General features: G+C 34.5%; 18 protein-coding genes and 1 other RNA gene. 5 read left to right on the forward strand and 14 right to left on the reverse strand.

From position 1 onward, the window contains the following. Positions 1–419 precede the first annotated feature (419 nt). The 6 genes from BTR34_RS02520 to BTR34_RS02545 form a co-directional block, all read right to left on the reverse strand. Entirely contained in the window at positions 420–950 is a 531-nt protein-coding gene (locus tag BTR34_RS02520; protein WP_068484240.1) for a 1-acyl-sn-glycerol-3-phosphate acyltransferase, read from the reverse strand. A gap of 60 nt (positions 951–1010) precedes the next feature. Further along, positions 1011–2138 carry an iron-containing alcohol dehydrogenase family protein gene (locus BTR34_RS02525; protein WP_235843191.1) on the reverse strand — a complete coding sequence of 376 codons (1128 nt, stop codon included), beginning with the start codon at positions 2136–2138 and terminating at the stop codon, positions 1011–1013. 5 nt (positions 2139–2143) lie between these two features. After that, the gene (locus BTR34_RS02530) at positions 2144–2842 is read right to left on the reverse strand and encodes an HAD family hydrolase (protein WP_068484238.1); all 699 of its coding nucleotides are present in this window, start codon (positions 2840–2842) and stop codon (positions 2144–2146) included. Then, on the reverse strand, positions 2833–3546 hold the full coding sequence (gene kdsB / locus BTR34_RS02535; RefSeq protein WP_197496156.1) for a 3-deoxy-manno-octulosonate cytidylyltransferase: 714 nt from the start codon (positions 3544–3546) through the stop codon (positions 2833–2835). The genes BTR34_RS02530 and kdsB overlap by 10 nt, the downstream gene beginning before the upstream one ends. Before the next feature lie 26 nt (positions 3547–3572). Beyond that, entirely contained in the window at positions 3573–4142 is a 570-nt protein-coding gene (locus BTR34_RS02540) for a DUF4126 domain-containing protein (protein ID WP_068484234.1), read from the reverse strand. A 61-nt stretch (positions 4143–4203) separates the two neighbouring features. Continuing rightward, the gene (locus tag BTR34_RS02545) at positions 4204–5637 is read right to left on the reverse strand and encodes an ATP-dependent DNA helicase (protein WP_068484232.1); all 1434 of its coding nucleotides are present in this window, start codon (positions 5635–5637) and stop codon (positions 4204–4206) included. Between the two features lie 101 nt (positions 5638–5738). Between BTR34_RS02545 and BTR34_RS02550 the strand changes: the two genes are divergently transcribed. From BTR34_RS02550 to BTR34_RS02560, 3 genes are read left to right on the forward strand one after another with little or no spacing between them, the layout of a single operon-like run. Further along, positions 5739–6389: a hypothetical protein gene (locus BTR34_RS02550; RefSeq protein WP_068484230.1), complete on the forward strand. Its 651-nt coding sequence runs from the start codon at positions 5739–5741 to the stop codon at positions 6387–6389. Continuing rightward, a complete protein-coding gene (locus tag BTR34_RS02555) occupies positions 6367–7203 on the forward strand; it encodes a DUF3822 family protein (RefSeq protein WP_068484228.1) in 837 nt (278 codons plus the stop codon). Before BTR34_RS02550 ends, BTR34_RS02555 begins: the two co-directional genes overlap by 23 nt. Continuing rightward, positions 7203–7739: an RsmD family RNA methyltransferase gene (locus tag BTR34_RS02560; protein WP_068484226.1), complete on the forward strand. Its 537-nt coding sequence runs from the start codon at positions 7203–7205 to the stop codon at positions 7737–7739. The genes BTR34_RS02555 and BTR34_RS02560 overlap by 1 nt, the downstream gene beginning before the upstream one ends. A 98-nt stretch (positions 7740–7837) precedes the next feature. On the opposite strand, the gene rnpB is transcribed toward BTR34_RS02560, so the two are convergent. Further along, an RNA gene (gene rnpB, locus BTR34_RS02565) (RNase P RNA component class A) lies at positions 7838–8145 on the reverse strand. Between the two features lie 109 nt (positions 8146–8254). On the opposite strand from rnpB, the gene BTR34_RS02570 reads away from it, so the two are divergent. Beyond that, a complete protein-coding gene (locus BTR34_RS02570; RefSeq protein ID WP_068484224.1) occupies positions 8255–10105 on the forward strand; it encodes a DNA polymerase III subunit gamma/tau in 1851 nt (616 codons plus the stop codon). Here BTR34_RS02570 and BTR34_RS02575 read toward each other — a convergent pair. Genes BTR34_RS02575 through BTR34_RS02605 form a run of 7 tightly spaced genes read right to left on the reverse strand, consistent with a single transcriptional unit; the run spans position 10100 to position 16858 of the window. Then, positions 10100–10447 (reverse strand): transmembrane 220 family protein, encoded by a 348-nt coding sequence (locus BTR34_RS02575; protein WP_068484223.1) that lies wholly within the window; start codon positions 10445–10447, stop codon positions 10100–10102. The genes BTR34_RS02570 and BTR34_RS02575 overlap by 6 nt on opposite strands. 6 nt (positions 10448–10453) lie before the next feature. Next, positions 10454–11827, reverse strand: a complete 1374-nt coding sequence (locus tag BTR34_RS02580) for an alkaline phosphatase family protein (RefSeq protein ID WP_068484221.1) — start codon at positions 11825–11827, stop codon at positions 10454–10456. A 1-nt stretch (position 11828) separates the two neighbouring features. After that, positions 11829–13022, reverse strand: a complete 1194-nt coding sequence (gene eboE / locus BTR34_RS02585; protein WP_068484219.1) for a metabolite traffic protein EboE — start codon at positions 13020–13022, stop codon at positions 11829–11831. A 5-nt stretch (positions 13023–13027) separates the two neighbouring features. Further along, on the reverse strand, positions 13028–14188 hold the full coding sequence (locus tag BTR34_RS02590) for a 3-dehydroquinate synthase (RefSeq protein WP_068484217.1): 1161 nt from the start codon (positions 14186–14188) through the stop codon (positions 13028–13030). 7 nt (positions 14189–14195) lie between these two features. Further along, positions 14196–15095, reverse strand: a complete 900-nt coding sequence (eboC, locus tag BTR34_RS02595; RefSeq protein WP_082960151.1) for a UbiA-like protein EboC — start codon at positions 15093–15095, stop codon at positions 14196–14198. A gap of 1 nt (position 15096) precedes the next feature. Then, entirely contained in the window at positions 15097–16005 is a 909-nt protein-coding gene (locus BTR34_RS02600; protein WP_074472089.1) for a TatD family hydrolase, read from the reverse strand. 1 nt (position 16006) lies between these two features. Next, entirely contained in the window at positions 16007–16858 is an 852-nt protein-coding gene (locus BTR34_RS02605) for an EboA domain-containing protein (protein WP_068484216.1), read from the reverse strand. A gap of 122 nt (positions 16859–16980) precedes the next feature. Here BTR34_RS02605 and miaE point away from each other — a divergent pair, with 122 nt between their 5' ends. After that, complete coding sequence (gene miaE / locus BTR34_RS02610; RefSeq protein ID WP_068484214.1) at positions 16981–17562, forward strand: tRNA-(ms[2]io[6]A)-hydroxylase; 582 nt, start codon at positions 16981–16983, stop codon at positions 17560–17562. Positions 17563–17568 lie beyond the last annotated feature (6 nt).

Genomic DNA, 17568 nt, shown 5'->3' on the forward strand with positions numbered 1-17568 from the left:
TATATCTAGCGGAATTGTAAGATAAAGGATTAATTACCACAATTGTTAAAACATTGCCGTTATATTTTAACATTTTCGATAATAATCCATTTAGATCGTTAAAATACATCAATTTAATACGACTACTTGAAGATCAATTCAAAAATACTAATGTAAATTCTAAAAATGACTGGTATTTAATTAACTAATGAAAATATCATAAATAAAAAGATCCGCATTTTTAAAATGCGGTATTTAACCAATTCAATCCATTTTTTATTTATCTCTATTTTAGGTAGAATGAATGTTCAAAAAACTAATTAACCACTATGTATGATAGTAATTATTAAACTATGTTTCAAAGAGTACAAGAAGACTGTATCGCAAGCTATTATTTATAGGTTTTGTAATCTAAAAACAATTGAATAAAACACAATAATCTATCTATATTTCCCTTCTACTCCTTTAAAAAAAGAATGATATTTTTTAAAATCAGCTTCTTGATTATCTGTCGGCATTAGAGGTTCTGAAACTTTAATTTCTTTCTTTCCATAATCAAAGGCCACAAGTACTATGGGAACATTAGCAGTTTTAGCGATAAAATAGAATCCTGTCTTCCATTTCTCTACTTTTTTTCTAGTTCCCTCTGGCGATAACGACAATCTAAACTTTTCACGTTCATGAAAAATTTGTGCCGTAGCTTGTACAGTATTATTTGTTTTCGATCGATCAATAGGGGCTCCACCAGTCCATCGAAAAAACCAGCCCAAAGGAGAATCAAATAGGCTCTTTTTACCGATATAATTGATTTCTTCATTCCAAACCTTGCGTATCAACAAGCCTAACAAAAAATCCCAATAGCTTGTATGAGGTACAACTATAGCCACAAACTTATTTAAATGAGAAGGAAATTCGCCTTTAAGTTTCCATCCAAGAATATTAAAATAAATAAATTTTGCTAATTTTTGCATGATGAAATTTTGTTAACTATAAAGTCAACTATTGAAGTAATGATGTGAAACTTTTCAGAATTAAATTTTCTGATAAATTGCTTTTAGTTTTTGAGCAGTAATTATTGATTTCCAATTTTCACCAAGAGCATTTTCCCATAACGGTTCCATACCTAAAGCTACCGTTATCATGGTATCCATTTCAGATTCTGTTAGGTTAGAGCAAACCCCTTTGGGCAGCACTATTTTGTGTTTTTTAAGCATATTATTAAATAGTACAACACCTTCTGGATAAAATTCCTCTAGAAACTGAAAAACTAGGCAATTACCTATTCCATGTTTAACTCCTAAAACATAACCTAAACCATAACTCATTGCGTGTGCTACACCCACTTGAGAATACGCTATACTCATTCCTCCATGCCATGATGCCATCATCAATTTTTCTCTACTTTCGGATTCGTCTATATCCTCAAGAAAAACTTCTTTACATAACTCTAGTGATTTTTCACCGTAGCTTTTACTAAAAGCGTTTAAAAAAGTACCGTTGAGTGATTCTACACAATGAATAAAACAATCCATACCTGTATAAAACCATTGTTCTTTAGGTACCCCTACGGTTAAATCTGGATCTAACAAAACTTGGTCGAAGGTGGTATAATCTGAATTAATCCCCAGCTTTTTTTCTGGGCCCATTAGCACCGTAGTTCTAGAAACTTCTGCACCAGTACCACTAATAGTAGGTATACCTACATGATAAATTGGTTGTTTCTTGACCAAGTCCCAACCTTGGTATTCTGCTGCACCACCCTTATTGGTAAGCATAATTGCGACAGCTTTAGCTAAATCTAATAATGTACCACCTCCTATTCCTATAATTCCTGATGGCAGTTCATTATAGTTTTCTTTAAGCATGCTTACTAGCGCATCTACTTGTTGCGTTTTTGGCTCATCTTCAGCAGAAATTAAGATAATTTGATCACAGAATATTTTCGGAATTCTATTTAATAAATCCGTATTTTCAAATACATCATCTACCAAATATATCATGGGCGCTTCCGAATGTTTTCTTTTAGACATTAAAATATCGCCAAGAGTATTAAAACTTCCTTTACCATATACTACTCTAGGTACCATAGGGAAATTTCGATATTCTTGAGAAGCTTTAGTAGGTATATTCTTCAATGTCATTTCTTTTCTTACTTCCATTTACATTATACGTATTCTAGAATATCTGTCAAATTGGACATTGTCATATATCCTTTATTCTCAATTGGACCTCTAACTTCTTCATGCTCCCAAGTCGTATGAAAGGGAACATGAAGCGCACGTGCGCCAATTTCAACCAATGGTAAAACATCTGATTTCAATGAATTACCTATCATTAAAAATTCACTTGGTTTTATCTGTAAATGCTCAAGCAAATCAATATAATTTTTTTCTTTTTTATCACTCAACACCTCTACATGATGAAAATATTCGGATAACCCGGATCGTTCTAATTTTCGTTCCTGATCTAAAAGATCTCCTTTCGTTAAAACTATTAATCGGTATTTATCTTTTAAATTTTTTAAAACCTCTTCTACTCCATTCAAAAGTTCTACAGGCTTTGTAATCATTTCTTTACCCAAGTCTAACAATGCTCCTATTGTTTTTGAAGAAACATTATTGTTTGATAAGTCTAAAGCACATTCAATCATGGAAAGGGTAAAGCCTTTTATCCCATATCCATATAAATCTAAATTCTTTATTTCTGTTCTAAACAGTTCTTGATCTATCTTATTTTTGGTTTCATATTTTTCTAATAGGTCCGCAAACTTGTCTTCGGTATCTCTAAAATAGGTTTCATTAACCCATAAGGTATCATCGGCATCAAACCCAATGACATTTATACCTTTAAAATCTATTTCCATGCGGCTTGTGCTTTCTTTAAATCTTCCGGTGTATCTATTTCAATTCCCTGAACATTAGTTTCTACCATTTTTATCTTTTTACCATATTCTAAATACCGTATAGCCTCAATTTTTTCTGTTGCCTCTAACTGCAACATTGGTAGCCTTTGAAAATCCATCAAAGCACTTTTTCTAAAGGCATAAATCCCTTTATGTTTATAATAGCATGTATTAGAATCTTTAGCTCTTGGATAAGGTATTGGCGATCTAGAAAAATACAAGGCAAAATTTCTATTATCAACTATTACCTTTACCGTATTAGGGTTATTAATTTCCTCTGCATCTGTAATTTTAACCATTAAGGATGCCAGATCAATTTCTTTTTGCGCATCATTTTCAAAAACATTTAAAACGGCTTCTAAACTTTCTCGTTCGGTAAAAGGTTCATCACCCTGAACATTTACAATAATATCAACATCCATTTGCATTACTGCTTCGGCAATTCTATCACTGCCACAGTCGTGCTCTTTTTTGCTCATAATAGCCAAACCGCCCTCTTTTACTATGGTTTCATAAATAATTTCACTATCCGTAACAACATATACATCATCGAATAATTTGGTTTGTACCGCCGCTTCATATGTCCTTAAAATCACTGGTTTACCCGCCAAATCTTGCATTAATTTTGCAGGAAATCTCGATGCCGCATAACGGGCAGGTATCATTGCTATTTTCTTCAACTAAATATTATTTAAGTTTTGCTTTTTGGTCGTAAGCTTCTATAAATCCTAAAAATTATAATCAAAATAATTATGACCAATACGGCCGCTAATATAGGGGCAAATATTGATGCGGCTGTTACTACTACTGCAGTTCCTGTTTCCACTGTTGCCAAAACCGGATTTGCCAAACCGCCCGTTGTTGCGGTTGATGCTAACCTACCTGTGGCTCCTGCCCCTTTTATAGCTGTTGCAGTTCCTCCACCGGCAATAATTGCTAAGGACCAGGTTATTACCGGATCTAAGTCCGCAACTGTTGAAACCATTACTGCAGTACCTGCGATTGCTGCTAAAGGGACAGCAATGCTATCCAACAAATTATCGAACCAAGGGATAAAATAAGCGAATATTTCTAATAATGTAGCTACGCCCAAGGTTAAAACAGCTACCAAACTCCCTATCCACTGCCAATTATCATTTAGTTCCCATACACCGAAATATGATGCCAGACTTAATGCAAATAGCGGTAAAAAGACTCTAAAACCTACAGAAGCTGCTAATCCCACTCCTAAAAATATACTTAAAATTGTATCGGTTGTCATGTTATATTCTCTTTTGAATAAGATGCTTTTGCCTATCCGTATTTACTAAAATAACCTTTTATTAATCAAGAAAAAAATCATCCTTAAATCCAATTAGGTATAATTTATTCTTTGCCCTTGTAACCGCAGTATATAACCATCTTAAATACTCTTTATCGGGACCATTCGGTAAATAAGGTTGCTCAACAAATACTGTATTCCATTGCCCCCCTTGGGATTTATGACAGGTTATAGCATATGAAAACTTAACTTGTAAGCCATTGAAATACTTATTATTCTTCACTCCCAAAAACTTCTTATATTTTGAACTCTCATGGGCATAGTCTTTCATTACCTCCTGATATAATCGATTACCGTCTTCATAAGAAAGTGAAGGGGATTCTGCTGTAATTGTATCCAGTAATAGTACCGTTTCAAACGGAGCCATATTTGGATAATCTACCATTTTCACTTTTACTTCCGCAAATTTAAAGGTGTAGATTTCTTTAATATCGAAAATTTCTAGAACCTCTATTATATCTCCGTTTGCAATAAACCCTGCCTCTGAACTTGGTTTTAACCAATAATAATTGTTCTTTACTACCATCATAAAATCACCTACAGCAATATCATTTTCTAAAAATAAAATTCGTTCACGTATATTTTGGTTATAAAGATTGGCCCGTTTATTAGAGCGCACAATAAATGCAGTTTCCTCTTTTCCGTTTTCTGAATACGAACTATCAATGGCCTCTTGTATTTCGTTACCATCAATTAATCTAACTATATCAGTGAACGGATCTACATCAAATTTAAAATCCTCAAAAAAATCACTTTGTAATTGCTCCCTTAATAAGGTTGCGTTAGCTAAAATACCAGAATCGCCTGCTTGCCTTACTACCTCATTCAATTCTAAGCGGACAACTTCTTTATTATAATTCAAAGAAATTTTATCCCCATCTAAAGCAGGACTCAATATTAAATGCACCGGTGGTAATTGCGCGGTATCTCCTATTAGTAAAAGTTTACATTTATGACCAGAATATACAAACATCATTAAATCATCTAACAACGAACCGTTTTCGAACAATTTAGAATCGGCAGCGGTATCGGGTATCATAGATGCTTCATCAACAATAAATAAAGTATCCCTATGTTTATTCGGTGCCAAAACAAATTGAACTCCACCTCCACTTTGTTTTTTTGGAAAATATATTTTTCGGTGAATAGTGTAGGCTTGTGTATTGGAGTAATTTGACATTACTTTTGCAGCTCTTCCTGTTGGTGCCATTAGCACAGCTTTTTTTTGTACTTTCCATAAACTGTTCACTAATGTTCCTATTAATGTGGTTTTTCCTGTACCGGCAAATCCTTTTAATAAAAAAACCTCATTCGTAACCGAAGACAATGTAAATTCGGCTAGTTTCTGTAAAGCTACTGATTGTGTGGCAGTTGGTGTATGTGGAAATTTAGATTCCAGTAAACTATAAAATGAAGCAGGAGTAGTTGATTTCATGAGCCTTCAAAGATAAAGATGATTTTTAGGCTAAAAACTTTTACGATTAAAAAAAAATTGTAGATTTGTGAAGACCACTAAATTAAAATAACACATACAAAATGAAAACCATTATACAAATTGTGCTTTGGGTTGGCTGTATCGCTTTAGGATACCTAATTTATAACTCTATTACTGGACCAATTAAATTTAACGAAGCAAAAGAGGAACGCTATGCCCAAGTTGTAGCAAAATTAAAAGACATTCGAAATGCTCAGGATGCCTACAAAACTGTAAATGGTAAATTCGCAAATGACTTTAATAGTCTAATTCGATTTATTGATACCGGTAAATATGTTATAACTCAGCAAAGAGATTCTTCTTTTATGGAATTCGATAAAGCATACGGTATCGATTTATTAAAAGAAGTAAAAATAATTGATACGCTAGGATTCGTTTCTGTAAAAGATTCTCTTTTCAAAAAAGACGCCAGATATAAAACCTTAATGGATGTTCCAGGAGCACCAAACGGGGAGAAATTTGAAATGAAGGCTGCTTTTGTAGAAAAAAGTGGCTATAAAGCTCCTGTTTTTCAGGCTAAAGTTGAGAAGGACGTAATTCTTTACGATCAACCTAAAGATCTACTTGCTCGTGAAAAAGCAGCACTAAGTGTTGAAGAAGTTAATGGTTCTTCAATTTATGTTGGATCGTTAGACGAAGTTAGCAATAGTGGTAACTGGCCTCCTATTTATGACAAAAAAGAAAAAAATTAATAGTTTTAACATAGCGGATAAAAATTTTAAGAAATTGTCCATTCAGGTTAGCTTGAATGGACTTTCTTTTTGTGTGGCAGACACTGTTTCACATAAAGTACTTATGTCTGATAGCGTTGAATTTTTAGAAGAAAAAAACCCAATAGCCGTTAAAGATGAATTGGAAAATCTTTTTCAAAATCATGAATTGACCAACTTACAGTTTGATGAAGTTGTAGTAGTTCATCGTAATATTCTTTTTGGACTTGTTCCAAAATCTCTATTTAACTCTAATAACTTACTCGAGTACCTTAAGTTTAATACCAAAGTTTTACCTACAGACGTTTTAGCTTTTGACGAAGTTGAAAACCACGAACTTGTAAATGTATATGTTCCCTATATGAACATTAATAACTACATCTACGAACTGTTCGGAGAGTTTACATATATGCACAATGGCACTGTATTATTACAATCTTTACTGAATAATGAAAATCATCATCAAGAAATTGTCTGTTATGTTCATGTAAACAAAAATCAATTAGACATTACTGTTCTAAATCAGCGCAAATTAATGCTTTACAATAGCTTTATTTACGCTACAAAAGAAGACTTTATTTATTACCTATTGTTTGTTTTAGAACAACTTGACTTAGACCCGAAAACAACAATTGTTAAGCTTTTTGGAGCTATAGAAGAAGATGATACTATTTTTCAAATTTGCTATTCGTACATTAAACATATCAGCATTTTTGCCCCTTCATCTCCTCAATTAATAAAACTAGGCGAACCAGCATCCAATTCAATTGACTTTACTTTAATCAATACTTTATAATGCGTATCATATCAGGAAAACATAAAGGCCGTCACTTAATGGCTCCTAAAAAATTACCTGTAAGGCCAACAAAGGATATGGCCAAAGAAAGTTTATTTAATATTTTAAATAACAGCTACTATTTCCCCGATTTAAAGGTACTTGACCTTTTTGCCGGAACAGGAAATATTAGCTATGAATTTTCATCGAGAGGTGTTGATGATGTTCTTGCTATAGATGCTCACTCTGGCTGCATAGAATTTATAGACAAAACGATTGAACTATTAGACATGAATATTCGCACTTTAAAAAGTGACGTATTTAGCTTTCTACAAAGAAATACCGAAAAATTCGATATCATATTTGCAGATCCTTTCTATGATATGGAATTAGCAGATTTCGAGAAATTACCCGAACTTATTTTTGATAATGACCTTCTATTGGAAGACGGTATATTAATTATTGAACATTCTAACCGAACTAGCTTAGCCGAATTTCCACACTTTAAAAATTCTAGAAAATACGGAGGAAGTGTTTTTAGCTTTTTTGAGAAGTAATTTTTAAAAGAATAGTTTTGATACATTCAAGTGCAAAAACCCTATGATTGCGCTCAAGGTTATTTCCATTATGCAAATTATAGATTTGCAATTTCAATAAAAAAAGCAGGCCATAAGCCGGATTCTGTATTCCAAAAAATCAGAATTCCTTATCATTTATCTAGGCAAAGGGTTACCCCAAAGCTCTAACCGCCTACCCTTCGGCTTGGGCGTGCAGCCCTCAAGCACCGATTTACATGACGTTTCACCGTATAGAGTTTACCTGGTTTCACTACAGCCGAACTGTACTTGCTTTCTGTTGCACTTGTCCTCACATCTCTGCGGACGGGCGTTACCCGCTATACTGCACTATGGTGTCCGGACTTTCCTCTCCCAATTACTTGGCAGCGATAAGGCGGCCTGCTGAGCGCAAATGTACTGCAATTGTTGATAACTAAAGATGATCTCTTTTCTTAATTCTCGTTAGAATTAAAGGCTATATTTATATTTGTATAAGTTTAATCAGAGATAAAATTTTGGAACCATTTATTGTATCGGCTAGAAAGTATAGACCCCAGACATTTAAAGATGTTGTGGGTCAGCAGTCTATAACCAATACGTTACAAAATGCAATAGACCAAAATCACCTTGCACAAGCTTTATTATTCTGCGGACCAAGAGGTGTTGGTAAAACTACCTGTGCCCGTATTTTGGCAAAACAGATAAATTCTGATGGTACCGAACAAGAAAATGAGGATTTTGCCTTCAATATCTTTGAATTGGATGCCGCTTCTAACAACTCGGTAGATGATATTCGTAACTTAATTGATCAAGTACGTATACCACCACAAGTTGGTAAATACAAAGTATATATCATAGATGAGGTGCACATGTTATCTCAATCGGCTTTCAATGCTTTTCTGAAAACTTTAGAAGAGCCACCAAAGCATGCCATTTTTATATTGGCAACAACAGAGAAGCATAAAATAATACCCACTATTCTTTCAAGGTGTCAAATTTTTGATTTCAAGAGAATTACGGTCAAAGATGCTGCTGAATATTTAAAATACATTGCAGAAAGCCAAGGTGTAAATGCCGAAGATGATGCGTTACATATTATTGCCCAAAAGGCAGATGGTGCCATGCGAGATGCCCTATCCATTTTTGATAGAGTAGTTAGTTTTTCCGGTTCTGAGCTTACACGTAAAGCGGTTACCGAAAATTTAAATGTCTTAGACTACGATACTTATTTTGAGGCTACAGACTTAATATTAGAACATAACATACCAGGATTATTATTGTTGTTCAACAAAACCTTATCACTTGGTTTTGACGGACACCACTTTATATCTGGACTTGCTTCTCATTTTAGAGATTTAATGGTATGCCAGCATCCTGATACGATTAACTTACTAGAAGTTGGCGAAGCAGCCCAACAATTATATAGAGATAAAAGTAAAAAGACCGCTCCCTCCTTTTTATTACAAGGTTTAGAAATTTCAAACGACTGCGATTTAAAATATAAAACAAGTAAAAATCAACGCTTACTTGTTGAATTAACGCTTATGAAACTTGCCTCTATCAATTTTGATGGAGAAAAAAAAAATCCTGAATCCGTAGCTCTTAACAATCAGACTATTGATTTCATTGCTCCCTCAGCATTTTATAATCAAGCACCAAAAAAAGAATCTGAGATTAAACCTGTAACAGGAAATCAACCGGCTACTACAAAAACTGAAGGTCCAAAAGAAACAATTTCGCCAAATAAGACTACCGAAACTGCAGTTGAATCTAAACAAGCTCTTACAACAGCAGAAACTCAAGTTGCACCGGTAAAAACCAAAGAACCTCAACAAATAATTGAAAAAGCACCTATAACAGAACCCGTTTCTGAAGCTAAAAAACCGATTATTAATCGCCCTACTAAAAGGGTTTCCGGACTTTCCATTTCTAGCTTAAACGCAAAGAAACAACACGAGCTGAACAAGATTGAAGTTGTAATTGATGAAAACAACTTACCTAAAGATAACTTTACGGAAGAAGAACTTCGTAAGCATTGGGCAGATTTTATAGAAATAATCGATAAGAAAGGTCAAAAGATTCTAGCTTCTAACCTTCATTCAGATATTCCAAAATTAAAAGACAACTTTGCTATTCATTTAGAGCTTCCTAACGGAACCATGAAAAAGGAAATTGAGCGCGAACAGTTCGAATTGATGGAATATCTACGTGCTAAACTGAACAATCACTTTGTGCATTTAGAGATTACCGTGAATGAAACAACCGTAACGAAATTTGCTTTTACCCCCGAAGAAAAATATGAGAAGTTAAGGGAAAAGAACCCAGTGATTGATTTATTAAGACAAGAATTCGATTTATTCTTATAGCTTTTTCTTACTCCGAAAAGCAAATATTACTAGTACTATTGAAATTATTAAAAGTCCGAAAGCTTCCCTTCCTAACTCTACGGTAACTATATCTCCATCATTTAAATCGAATCCTTGAAAATCTGAAGGATAAAGATAAACGAAACCAATAAAAGCAAGTACTCCTAAAATCAACGGTACAATATATCCTATCTTATTTAATGCGAATAATAGAGAGATTAAAGCCGCAACACCATAGATGATAATCCAATGTAACGAGTCTGGGTCATTGTATTGTAAAACGGCACCAACAGTAAACAACACTGCAAAAACATAGCCTAATATCTTAAATAATAGATTCATTTGAATTTAGTTTAATAGGTGATCTTCAATAAGATCACGCACTTGTACTGCACTAATTATCTGATCGTTATCACCAGTGATATGATTACTTATAAAGATTGGGAAATCTTCTTCGTCTTCTGTTAAACGACCGTGGGAACCTTTGATCAAAGTAGCATCAATCGGTATAATATTCATGACCGTTCTAAAGCCCATTTTCTTCTTAAGTAACTTGCCAACTACTTTTGCCATCACCAATTTATCTTTTGGGTCAGTCATCATTTCAACTGGATCGTAACCTGGTTTTTTATGAATATCTACCATTCTTGCGTAATCTGGTGCTTTTGAATCATCTAGCCAGAAATAATACGTAAACCATGAATCTTTATCAGCTACCACCACAATATCACCACAACGTTCATGGTTTATGTGATACGTTTTCAAATCATCTCCATAAAGTACTTTCTCGACTCCTTCTACAGCTTTTATAAATTCTGCAACACGTTCAATATCCTGCTCATTCTTGCAATATACATGTGCAATCTGATGATCTGCAACGGCAAATACATCGCTAGCACCTGCATCTAACAACTCCAAACCTCTTTCTTCACGTACGGCAATAAAACCTTCTTTTCGCAATAATCGATTAAGATGTATCGGTCTATTTACATTTGTAATTCCGTATTCAGAAAGCAGTATCACTCTGGTTTCTAATGCTTCATAGTGTTGTACCAATTCTTTTACTACAGCATCAATTTCGTTCAAGTCTTTTGAAATCACCTTAAAGTCAAGACCGTAACGTTGTAAATTATAATCTAAATGAGGAAGGTAAATGAAGGTTAAATCTGGATTATGCTTTTTATCAGTCAGCAAAGCGGCATCTGCAATCCATTTTGAAGAATTGATAGTTGTCTTAGGTCCCCAAAATTCAAATAACGGAAATGTTCCCAAAGCGGTTTGCATTTCATCACGCAACTGAGCAGGATAAGAATATATATCCGGAATTTTTCTTCCGTCTGCTAAATAATTTGGTCTCGGAGTTAGACTATAATCAACATTGCTGTACATGTTGTACCACCAAAAATGATTGGCACAAGTAAAATTAGGATGTTTCTCTTTTATATCATCCCATATTTTGGGTTGTTCTACCAACTTGTTTGACTGTCGCCAAAATTTAACCTCGCACTCATCTTTAAAATACCAGCCATTACCAACAATACCATGCTCTGACGGCCATTTTCCTGTTACATAGGTAGATTGTACTGCACAGGTAACACCGGGTAACAGAGGTTCTATGTATGAGGTTTGACCTTTTTCTAAAAACGATTTTATATACGGAGTGTGTTCACCTATCAATCGCTTCGTTAATCCAACGACATTTATGACTACCGTTTTCTTCATATTACATATGTGATTTAAACCATTCTATTTCGCGAATTATGGATATTGATAAATATTCTTTTAAATCTGCCGGAAGCACATCCCAAGTATAGGTTTCTATTTCTAGGTGTTCTGATATGGGATTCGATTTAATATAATCTATCGTTTTTAAAATATGGTCTTGTGTTGAAAATAACTTGCCATATTTCTCTAAAAAAATAGGAACGTGGTAATGAGCCCTTAGTTCTTTGTGATTTCTTTCGCTTTCTAAAACCAAAGGTAAATCGCTATAGGTTTTAACTTTTCCACTCACCTTTTCGGTTACCTGATGTAAATAAGTTGGTTCATTAAATTGGGATAATTCCTCCCAAATACGTTCGTCATCGGTACCATTAAAAAGAATTTTCAATGCTGCACTTACTTGAATTTTCCCTACCCTAATATTATTCGTCTTGAACTTTGTAAAGGTATCTGTAGGTTCTTCATAGGCCAATGCAAAATGGCAAACATCATAACAAACCGTAATGTACTTTTTAATTAAAGCTTCTGCCGCATCAGGATCTAAACCTAACTCCTGCTTAAAATAGGCGATTCCCAAAGGCACTAGATAATCGGAATAAAAAAGCAATACCTCATCACTATTTTCTAGTAATCCGTCTGGCTCTGGTTCAATATCTAGGTGTAAATAGGTCTCTGTAGTTTGTTCAATTTCGAATAACTGCTTGGCAACTTCAAGCATGTTTTTAGCACCAACCTCAAATGCGTTTTTAGTTTCACTATCTGTCTTATGCCAATATTTATAGGTGATTGGAGAAGTTGAAATTCCACCGTTCATTCCTTCAGGGATTAATTCGGATAATTGACGAAACAATCTTTCTGTATATTTCAATCGATCATCAGTAGTCCAATCTGGGGCATGCACCATATCTTTTACACGTTCATCATGAAAATTCCCATATGGAAATCCGTTCATAGTAAAGACATAAAGATTATTGTCACTTAACCACTTCTTGAAATCGGACAAATTATCACCTAAGTCAAGCTCTTCACTTGCTTTATTAGATAATCGCAATCCTAGACCAAATGGTTGTTCTTTTGAAACTTCTTGTTTTATTCCTGGAACGTATTTTTTTATACTCTCAAAAGTACTTTTCCAATCTTGACCTGGATGAATATTGGTACAATAGGTTAAATGAAGATTCTCTTTTAGCTGCATTGAACTTAATTTAATGCGAATTGATGATTTAACTTAGTAATTGCCTGTGACATTAACTCCATATCAATAGTATGAACGTCATGTTTAACGCCTAAATCAGAAATAAGGGTAATAGTTAACTGACCACCTAAATGCTCCCTAAACTCTTCTATACCGTCCAATAAAGATTGAACCTCTACAGGACTTTCAACCGGAAGAGAAAGATCAAACCCTATGGTATTCATTACATCTAAAATATGCTGTAGGTCTTCTTCTGAAATTAAGCCAGTTAATTGTGCATAGGTTACATCTAATGCGATGCCTTTTGCGACAGCTTCACCATGACGCAATTCATAATTGGTCATATATTCCATTTTGTGGGCTGCCCAGTGTCCGAAATCCAAAGGTCGTGAAGAGCCCGACTCAAAAGGATCACCACCTTGCGCAATATGGTGCATATGCATTTCTGCACATTTATAAATTACATATTGCATTGGTTCCATTTCCCTATTCTTCAACGTTGTGGCATTGTCTGCAATATATTTAAAGAAGGTTTTATCTTTAATTAAAGCTACTTTTATAGCTTCCGAAATTCCGGAAATCCAATCGCGTTGTTCTAGAGTTTCCAAGAAATTGCTATCGTTGATGATGGCAAATGGAGGTGCAAATGTACCTAAGAAATTTTTCTTTTTAAACGCATTTACACTATTCTTTACCCCTACGGCAGAATCGTTCTGAGATAAAACCGTGGTGGGAATTCTAATCAACTTCACTCCTCTGTGTGCAATTGCTGCTGCATAGCCGACCATATCTATAACGGCACCACCACCGATTACGACAACAAAAGAATGACGACAAATTTTGTTTTCGTTGACACCTTTCAATACAGATTCAATAGCTTCATCGCTATTTTTCACCTGCTCACCACCTGGCAATACCAAGGTGTTGGTATATTTTATAATTTGCTTGTGCTCCTTGCAATAGTCTTGAATTTGATTTACTAGCGCCGGATGATGTTTTTTTACTCCGTCATCCAATACAAACAAAAGTTTAACAGGTTCAAAATCTTTATAGGCCGCTATTAGGTTTACGAACAACGGATTTTCTAAAGTAAATAGCCCCGAAGTGAAATACAATTGATAATCGTATTGAACTTGAAAAGACTGTTTTATAGGTTGTAATTGCATATGTATTTTATGTTACTGCAAATAGTTTAGATAAAAGCACTGACAATGGTAATAGTAATAAAACTGCTAATGCCAAGTACCAGTTAGAAAAACCGGCTACCCAGCAAGCGTTCATAACCACTAGCGACAATACACCACCCATTACCGCCTTCTTAATATTCTTAGGTGAATTTTCTTTATAAGCTTTTAAAAGAGGTTTATAAATCAAATAACAAAACAAGACTAAGAACGGAATTATTGGTAGAATTTGAGATGTTTGTTGCATTACTATTAACGCCATTGAAGTTATAACTATTGCATATAAAAACCCAGCCCAGACAATGTGTTTTTTATTATTACCATGTACTTCACCTCTACTTATTAATGTAATTGCAAAAATGTAAACTACGGGTATTAATGACAGGTACCAATTAGAAACCAATCCTAATATAGACATTCCCATTAAAAGGTTTAATCCCCTACAAATACCCATATTCAAAGGTCCGGCGAAACCGAACTGCTTAAAATACCCATCATAGGCTAATATAGCAATCGTCAAAGCAACTGAAATGAACCCTGCAAGCATAGTACACTTAAATGCCAGGGTAATACCCGAAATCATTAGAATAGTTCCAAAATAAACAGCTTCGCGTTTTGGCACGAGTCCGCTTGGTATAGCTCTTTCAGGCCTTTCAACAGCATCTAATTCCGAATCGAAAACATCGTTAAAAACAACTCCCCCCGCATATAAAGCAACCGATGAGAAGACCAATAGAAGTACATCACCGATTTGCTCTGTTAGAAAGTCAAGCACGTCTATATTCTGCAGATATAATGCGATAGCAATACCTGCCAATATATCTGCTGCTGCAGTTGGCAAATTTGCAGGTCTTGCCAAACGAGCAAAACCCATTAACTTCTCTTTCATTTTAGGTAATTTGGTCTTCGTCTATTCTTGGCTTCTGACCTCTTAAAACACTATTATCATTAAATAGTTGCGATTGGTTAATGCTATCTGGCTGTAACCAATGTGCTTCTTTCATTTTACCATTCTTACTAAAAGCATCTAATGCATTTTGGTAACAGGTTTTTCTAACATCCTCCATAGAAATACCTCTTTTCAACATTAAAGATGCAGTTTTTGGCACTGCTAATGGATCACTAACCCCCCAATCTGCAGAGCTATCGACGATAATGTTAGAACTTCCAAATTTTCTAACCACCTCTACCATACGTTCATTACCCATTTTTGTTTTTGGGTAAATGGTAAATGCAGCAATAAATCCGCGGTCAAGTACTTCTTTTACCGTTTCCTCATTATTATGGTCAATAATTACATTAGCTGGATCTAAACCGTGTTCCAAACAAACTTCCATACTCTTAATGGTTCCTGCTTTTTTATCACGGTGCGGTGTATGTACCTGAACGGTCATATTCAACTCCTTAGCCAGATCCAATTGCATTCTAAAAAATTTGTCTTCCGCAGGTGTTTGGTCATCATAGCCAATTTCCCCTATGGCAACTACATTTTCCTTATGTAAGTACAATGGTAACAATTCAATTACTTGTTCCGCTAAAGCTTCATTGTTGGCTTCTTTAGAATTTAAACCAATAGTACAGTAATGTTTAATTCCAAATTGGCTAGCCCTAAAAGGCTCCCAACCCACTAGGCTACTAAAGTAATCTTGAAAAGAACCTACTTGAGTTCTAGGCTGACCAAGCCAAAACGAAGGTTCTATTACCGCCACAACGCCCGCTGCAGCCATTGCTTCATAATCATCTGTTGTTCTTGACGACATATGAACATGTGGGTCAATAATCATCATTTTATCTTCCATTCTATTGTTGTTTAATCGAATTCCAAGTTATTTCACCATCCGCTATTCTATGTTTTAACTCTGGCTTACTATTTAATAATGCCATTGCTTTATCATTTTCTGAGTGATAACAGCAAAGGGCTCCGGCATTAATTTCTGTTGCATCATCACTATTAAGCAGTGTTTTCATATCATTTAAGAGTTCCTCATTCAAAAATTTTGAAACAGGTCTCCAAAATAATGGGTCTATTTTTCTACCTGCGGCCCATCTTTCATGTGCGTAATCTGATATTATTCTAGTTAAATCTGCATTTGCCCTTTCATCTATTGATTCTATTTGGGAAAGGTCACGTTCCATAAATGCCGCTTTTAAAAACATTTGATTCCATTGCTGATCATTGAAGTATTTTGCAGGATACGGATTGTTCAATGTTATAGCATCAAAAATTGTAGCAATGTTGGTTCGTAAAGCCTCGACCGCAGTAATCTTGTATGCTTCAGGATTTGGTAATAACATCAAGTATTTCAAAAAAGTCTCTAATTCACCGGTATCAGCCACCTGAATGATATTAGCTACTTTTGGGGTATAAAACTCCAAATCTTGCACAAGCACTTCTGACAATAAATAAATACGTGCTACTTGTAAAATATTTGCTTTATGCTCGCTAAAATAATGGTCACTTTTAGATTCTAGCCTTTCAAATGAAATTGGTTTTACCCCATCAAACTTCACATTCAAAAGACTATAGGTCATAAATAAATCTTTTGAAGATTTATCTTTCGCCAACTTTTCAATTTTACCCTTTAACCAAACAACACTTTCTGCATTTCCATATTTGATTAATATATTCTGAATATCCTTTTGATAGTGCATTTTAAAATATAGTATTGTTGTTACTTCAAAAATAATTATTATTCAGCAGTATGCCGCTTAGGTTTTTGATTAAAATTGGTGTGGTCTTTAAAATCTTTCTAATTTTGAAAAAAAAGTAAACTATGTTAGGCTTAAAACTACCTACCGATCCAAGATGGGTGAATATTGTAGAAAAAAATATTGATGAAATACTAACAGATCATGCGTATTGCGAGCAAAAAGCTGCTAGTACTGCTATATCTTTAATAGTATCTTTTCCTGAGTATACTGAACTAGTTGAAGAAATGGTGGCTTTATCTAGAGAAGAAATGGGTCATTTTAAAATGGTACATGACCTTATTTTAAAACGTGGTAACACCTTAGGACGAGATCGCAAAGATGAATACGTAATTGAGCTCATTAAATTTTTTCCAAAAGGAGGAAGTAGAACTACTCAACTGGTACATAGATTGCTTTATGCCTCACTAATTGAAGCACGTAGTTGCGAACGTTTTAGGTTGTTGTCTGAAGAATTGGAAGATAAAAAACTTGCCGATTTTTATCACAAACTAATGATTAGCGAAGCTGGGCATTATACGATGTTCTTAAAGTTTGCCCGTAAGTATGGTGAATTGGAAGAAGTGAACAAAAAATGGAATAGTCTTTTGGAATATGAAGCCCAAATCATGAAAGATTTAGGAACCAAAGAATCTATTCACGGCTAAAGCTTA

Source organism: Maribacter hydrothermalis (genome assembly GCF_001913155.1).
GTDB lineage: Bacteria > Bacteroidota > Bacteroidia > Flavobacteriales > Flavobacteriaceae > Maribacter > Maribacter hydrothermalis.

Excerpts from the sequence above, each read along its gene's own strand:
- BTR34_RS02605 (WP_068484216.1), bottom strand. The coding sequence starts at position 16,858 with ATGCACTATCAAAAGGATATTCAGAATATATTAATCAAATATGGAAAT.
- BTR34_RS02525 (WP_235843191.1), bottom strand. The coding sequence starts at position 2,138 with ATGGAAGTAAGAAAAGAAATGACATTGAAGAATATACCTACTAAAGCT.
- BTR34_RS02520 (WP_068484240.1), bottom strand. The coding sequence starts at position 950 with ATGCAAAAATTAGCAAAATTTATTTATTTTAATATTCTTGGATGGAAA.
- BTR34_RS02590 (WP_068484217.1), bottom strand. The coding sequence starts at position 14,188 with ATGCAATTACAACCTATAAAACAGTCTTTTCAAGTTCAATACGATTAT.
- BTR34_RS02555 (WP_068484228.1), top strand. The coding sequence starts at position 6,367 with ATGACAAAAAAGAAAAAAATTAATAGTTTTAACATAGCGGATAAAAAT.
- BTR34_RS02600 (WP_074472089.1), bottom strand. The coding sequence starts at position 16,005 with ATGGAAGATAAAATGATGATTATTGACCCACATGTTCATATGTCGTCA.
- BTR34_RS02530 (WP_068484238.1), bottom strand. The coding sequence starts at position 2,842 with ATGGAAATAGATTTTAAAGGTATAAATGTCATTGGGTTTGATGCCGAT.
- eboC (WP_082960151.1), bottom strand. The coding sequence starts at position 15,095 with ATGAAAGAGAAGTTAATGGGTTTTGCTCGTTTGGCAAGACCTGCAAAT.
- BTR34_RS02540 (WP_068484234.1), bottom strand. The coding sequence starts at position 4,142 with ATGACAACCGATACAATTTTAAGTATATTTTTAGGAGTGGGATTAGCA.
- BTR34_RS02580 (WP_068484221.1), bottom strand. The coding sequence starts at position 11,827 with ATGAAGAAAACGGTAGTCATAAATGTCGTTGGATTAACGAAGCGATTG.
- miaE (WP_068484214.1), top strand. The coding sequence starts at position 16,981 with ATGTTAGGCTTAAAACTACCTACCGATCCAAGATGGGTGAATATTGTA.
- BTR34_RS02550 (WP_068484230.1), top strand. The coding sequence starts at position 5,739 with ATGAAAACCATTATACAAATTGTGCTTTGGGTTGGCTGTATCGCTTTA.
- kdsB (WP_197496156.1), bottom strand. The coding sequence starts at position 3,546 with ATGATACCTGCCCGTTATGCGGCATCGAGATTTCCTGCAAAATTAATG.
- BTR34_RS02560 (WP_068484226.1), top strand. The coding sequence starts at position 7,203 with ATGCGTATCATATCAGGAAAACATAAAGGCCGTCACTTAATGGCTCCT.
- eboE (WP_068484219.1), bottom strand. The coding sequence starts at position 13,022 with ATGCAGCTAAAAGAGAATCTTCATTTAACCTATTGTACCAATATTCAT.
- BTR34_RS02575 (WP_068484223.1), bottom strand. The coding sequence starts at position 10,447 with ATGAATCTATTATTTAAGATATTAGGCTATGTTTTTGCAGTGTTGTTT.
- BTR34_RS02545 (WP_068484232.1), bottom strand. The coding sequence starts at position 5,637 with ATGAAATCAACTACTCCTGCTTCATTTTATAGTTTACTGGAATCTAAA.